Origin of the sequence: Pseudomonas baetica, from assembly GCF_051216495.1 — a bacterium.
GTDB lineage: Bacteria > Pseudomonadota > Gammaproteobacteria > Pseudomonadales > Pseudomonadaceae > Aquipseudomonas > Aquipseudomonas baetica_B.
In genome coordinates, this window is sequence record NZ_JBPKAM010000207.1 from 1 (window position 1) to 4,557 (window position 4,557).

Consider the following 4,557-nt stretch of genomic DNA (forward strand, 5'->3'; position numbering starts at 1 on the left):
CTCCCACAGGGGGAATGCTTTCCAACTGTGGGAGCGAGCCTGCTCGCGAATGGGGCGACTCGGTTTATCTGGCAAACCGCTCCGCCCAGCCAATGATTTTCTTCGGTCGCGGCGTCGCATAAGTCCGCACCTTGGATGTCGACAACCCCAATCGCACCAGCGACTCGGCAATGGTCACTGCCGCCGTCACGCCATCGACCACCGGCACGCCGGTACGCCGGCGAATCTGTTCATCCAGCCCGGCCATGCCGCCGCAACCGAGGCAAATCACTTCAGCCTTGTCCTGGGTCACCGCCAATTCGGCCTGGTGCACGATGGCCTCGAGTGCGCGTTGCGGCTCGTGTTCCAGTTCCAGCACCGCCAAACCACTGGCTCGCACCGAAGCGCAGCGATCCCAGAGTCCGGACAGTTTCAGGCGGTCTTCGATCAGCGGCACGGTACGGTCGAGGGTGGTGACCACCGAGTAGGCGTGGCCAAGGAACATCGCAGTGCTTGCCGCTGCATCGGTGATGTCCACCACGGGCACGTTGAGCAGCTCTTGCAGGCCCTCGCGGCCGTGTTCGCCGTAACCGGCCTGGATCACGGCATCGAAGGGCTGGTCGTAGGACATTACCCGGTCCATGACGGCAATGGCGGCCAGGTAGCTTTCAAAATTGCCTTCTACGGAGTCGGCGCCGAAGTACGGCGTCAGGCCGACAATTTCCGTACCGGGGGAGGCAACGGCCTGCGCCGAGCGGGCGATGGCCTGGGTGATGGATTCGGTGGTGTTGACGTTGACCACGAGAATTCGCATGGGAAGTCCTTATAGCGGGATGCTTTTAAAAAAGTGGGTCTGCGGCCCGACATTGCCGGGCCGCCATGGAGTCAGTGGCTGACGTTATCGACGGCGATGGCTTCACCGCTGACGTCTGCGTAGTGGGGTTGGCGTTTGGCGATGATCAGGTAGAGCATCCCGGCGATGCCGGCGCCGATCAGCCAGGAGAACGGCGAGACCAGATGGAAGCCCGGTACCAGCGCCAGGACGATGGCGATCAGGGCGGCGGGAATGAACGCCGCCACGGCGCGCAGATTGACCCCGCGGCTGTAGTAATAAGCGCCGTTAGGGTCTTCGCTGTACAACTGCGGCACGTTGATCCGGCCTTTTCGTACCAGCCAGTAGTCGACCATGATCACGCCATACAACGGGCCGAGCAGGGCGCCGAGGCCGGAGAGGAAGTACACGATCACCAGCGGGCTGTTGTAGAGGTTCCACGGCAGGATCAGCACGGCGATGGTGGCGCTGATCAGGCCGGCGCGACGGAATGTCAGGTATTTGGGCGCCAGGTTGCTGAGTACGAAGGCCGGGGCGACGAAATTGGCCATGATGTTGACCGCCACAGTGACGATCAGGAAGGCCAGGCAGCCGAGGACCAGGAAGAAGGTGTTGGGGATCGAGGCGATGATCTCGGTTGGGCTTTCAATGATGCGGCCATTGATCTGGAATTGCGCCCCGCACAGCAGGACGGTGATGGCGGCAAACACCAGAATGTTCACCGGCAAGCCCCAGAAATTGCCGATCTTGATGGTCTTGCGGCACGGCGAGGAGCGGGCGAAGTCGCAGAAATTCAGGATCAGCGTGCCGTAGATCGCCAGCCATAGAGCGCCACCGGCAAAAATGTTGCGCCACATCTCGCCGCCGCTCAGCGGGTCGCGGATCGACCAGGCGATGGTCGCGTTGGCCTGGAAATACATCCACGCGGCGAGGGCGGCGACGGTCAGCAGAATCACCGGGCCGGCGAACGCCTCGTAGCGCCGTACCATTTCCATGCCATAGGCGAGGATCGCCAGTTGCACGAACCAGATCGCCACGAAGCACACCCAGCCCAGGGTCGACAGGCCGAGGATCGAGTCGTGGTCATAGTCGGCGAATCCGGGGTGGATGGCGGTCAGCAGTACGCGGAAGACCACCGAGGCCAGGTACGTCTGAATCCCGAACCAGGCAATGGCGATCACGGCGCGGATCAAGGCAGGAATTTGTGCGCCATGGATGCCGAAACTGATCCGGCTGATCACCGGAAACGGCACGCCGGTTTTTTGCCCCATGTAGCCGGACAGGTTCATGAAGCAATACACCAATGCTGCGCCGATCCCCAGTGACAACAGGATCTGCCAACCGCCCAGGCCCAAGGCATACAGGCCGATGGCGAACGAGTAGTTGGCGATGTTGTGAACGTCGTTGGTCCACAGGGCGAAGATGCTGTATTTGCCCCAACGCCGGCCTTCGGCCTTGGTGGGCGCCAGGTCTTGGTTATGCAGGCGTGGGCTGAGTACCACAGGCGGGTGAAACGATGAATCGAAATCGGTCGGGGTGGTGGGGGAGGAGGGCAGATCCAGCGCAATATTGTTGTTGGAGAGACTTGTACGCATTCCGGCAGGCTCCTGATGCTCGACGCCGCGATGACTGTGCATGAGCCTTGGCTCGGCAATCTTCGTCGCGGGTGGCGAATATCATTGGTTACGGGGCATCTGCAGCCTGTACGGGATAGGGCGCTTCAGGCTTGCGGATCTAAGGTGTTTTTATGTTTTGAGGTAATTGTATACAAAACATGTATGCACTTAAGCGAGATCTATGCCAGTCCGGAATCTATGGAATTTGCTGCTGATTTCGTTTGGTTATCAACGGGCGCTAAACCACTGAAAATCGGGGGATATAAGCTGACCGATCGAGCAGGTATTTATTTTTGGGGACAGGTTGCAGAAGGGCGTGGCGGGGAGGGAAATGTAACTTTTAGGGGCGTACAAACAAAAAGTGCACACATAAATGGCACCGATGGTGACATTCGTGTGTACACATTTTATGTCGGGTGCAGAAACCTGTGGGAGCGGGCTTGCCCGCGATAGCGTCGGCACAGTCAACAACTGTGTGACTGACAGGCCGTCATCGCGGGCAAGCCCGCTCCCACAGGGGATTTCGTCAGGAGGGAAATTACGCTTTGGACTTACTGATGATATTCCCCGCATGCAACCCGCATTCTTTCTGCGTCGCCTCTTCCCACCACCAACGGCCTTCGCGTTCGTGCTGGTTCGGCAGCACCGGTCGGGTGCAGGGTTCGCAGCCGATGCTGATGAAGCCGCGCTCATGCAGGCTGTTGTACGGCAGCTCCAGCATGCGGATGTAGCCCCAGATCTCTTCGCTGGTCATCTGCGCCAGCGGGTTGAACTTGTACAGGGTGCGTTCCGGGGTGGAGAACGCGGTGTCGATTTCCATCACCGCTACGGCGCTGCGGGTGCCGGGGCTCTGGTCACGACGTTGGCCGGTGGCCCAGGCTTTGACGCCGGATAGCTTGCGGCGCAGCGGTTCGATCTTGCGGATGCCGCAGCATTCGCCATGGCCGTCCTTGTAGAAACTGAACAGGCCTTTTTCCTTCACGAACGGTTCGAGTTTGGTGTAGTCCGGCGACACCAGTTCGATGTCGATCTTGTAGTGCTCGCGCACCTGATCGATAAAGCGATAGGTCTCGGGATGCAAGCGGCCGGTGTCGAGGCTGAACACCTTGACGTTCTTGTTTAGCTTCCAGGCCATGTCCACCAGCACCACATCCTCGGCGCCGCTGAAAGATATCCACAAGTCATCGCCGAACTCGGCAAACGCGAGTTTCAGGATGTCCTGGGCGGATTTGTTGGCATAGGTCGTGGCGAGTTCCACGACGTCGAACGTTGGGCTCATCAGGGCGGCTTCCTACAGGTCGGTGGCGCTGGGCGCTCTATATGGGGTCGATGGTAACAAAAAGCTGCACCGGCCGGGGCCTCCTCTGCGTTGCGCGGTGGGGGTGGAGTCGCTAGAGTTCGGGCTCGCTCGACTCAATAAACAATACAAATGGGAGTGTCTTGTGGAAATTGCCTGTCTGGATCTTGAAGGTGTGCTGGTCCCGGAAATCTGGATCGCGTTTGCCGAAAAAACCGGGATCGAATCCCTCAGGGCCACCACCCGGGACATTCCCGACTACGACGTGCTGATGAAGCAACGTCTGCGAATTCTCGACGAACATGAGCTGAAACTCGCCGATATCCAGGAGGTGATCGCCACGCTCAAGCCGCTGGACGGCGCCATCGAGTTCGTCAACTGGCTGCGCGAGCGCTTCCAGGTGGTGATCCTGTCGGACACCTTCTACGAATTTTCCCAGCCGCTGATGCGTCAGCTCGGTTTCCCGACCTTGCTCTGCCATCGCCTGATTACCGACGACACCGGGCGGGTGACGGGCTACCAGTTGCGTCAGAAAGATCCCAAGCGCCAGTCGGTCCTGGCCTTCAAGAGCCTGTATTACCGGGTGATTGCCGCCGGGGATTCCTACAATGACACCACGATGCTGGGCGAGGCGGACGCCGGGATTCTGTTCCATGCGCCGGACAACGTGATCCGCGAGTTCCCGCAGTTCCCGGCGGTGCACAGTTTTGAGGACTTGAAGCAGGAGTTCATCAAGGCTTCGAACCGGACCTTGAGTTTGTAGTCGTCCCAGAGGACGCCTTCGCGAGCAGGCTCGCTCCCACAGGGGATCGCCGAACTTGTGGGAGCGAGCC

General features: G+C 59.8%; 4 protein-coding genes. 1 reads left to right on the plus strand and 3 read right to left on the minus strand.

The window, feature by feature from the left end; genetic code table 11:
- Nucleotides 1-64: 64 nt before the first annotated feature.
- The 3 genes from ACSFE6_RS31085 to ACSFE6_RS31095 form a co-directional block, all read right to left on the minus strand.
- The gene (locus ACSFE6_RS31085) at nucleotides 65-793 is read right to left on the minus strand and encodes an aspartate/glutamate racemase family protein (RefSeq protein WP_435431197.1); all 729 of its coding nucleotides are present in this window, start codon (nucleotides 791-793) and stop codon (nucleotides 65-67) included.
- Nucleotides 794-864: 71 nt separating this feature from the next.
- On the minus strand, nucleotides 865-2,406 hold the full coding sequence (locus tag ACSFE6_RS31090; protein WP_435431198.1) for an NCS1 family nucleobase:cation symporter-1: 1,542 nt from the start codon (nucleotides 2,404-2,406) through the stop codon (nucleotides 865-867).
- Nucleotides 2,407-2,965: 559 nt separating this feature from the next.
- Nucleotides 2,966-3,706 (minus strand): phosphoadenylyl-sulfate reductase, encoded by a 741-nt coding sequence (locus ACSFE6_RS31095; protein ID WP_007971943.1) that lies wholly within the window; start codon nucleotides 3,704-3,706, stop codon nucleotides 2,966-2,968.
- Nucleotides 3,707-3,869: 163 nt separating this feature from the next.
- Between ACSFE6_RS31095 and thrH the strand changes: the two genes are divergently transcribed.
- On the plus strand, nucleotides 3,870-4,487 hold the full coding sequence (gene thrH, locus ACSFE6_RS31100; protein ID WP_435431199.1) for a bifunctional phosphoserine phosphatase/homoserine phosphotransferase ThrH: 618 nt from the start codon (nucleotides 3,870-3,872) through the stop codon (nucleotides 4,485-4,487).
- The last annotated feature ends 70 nt before the right edge of the window (nucleotides 4,488-4,557 follow it).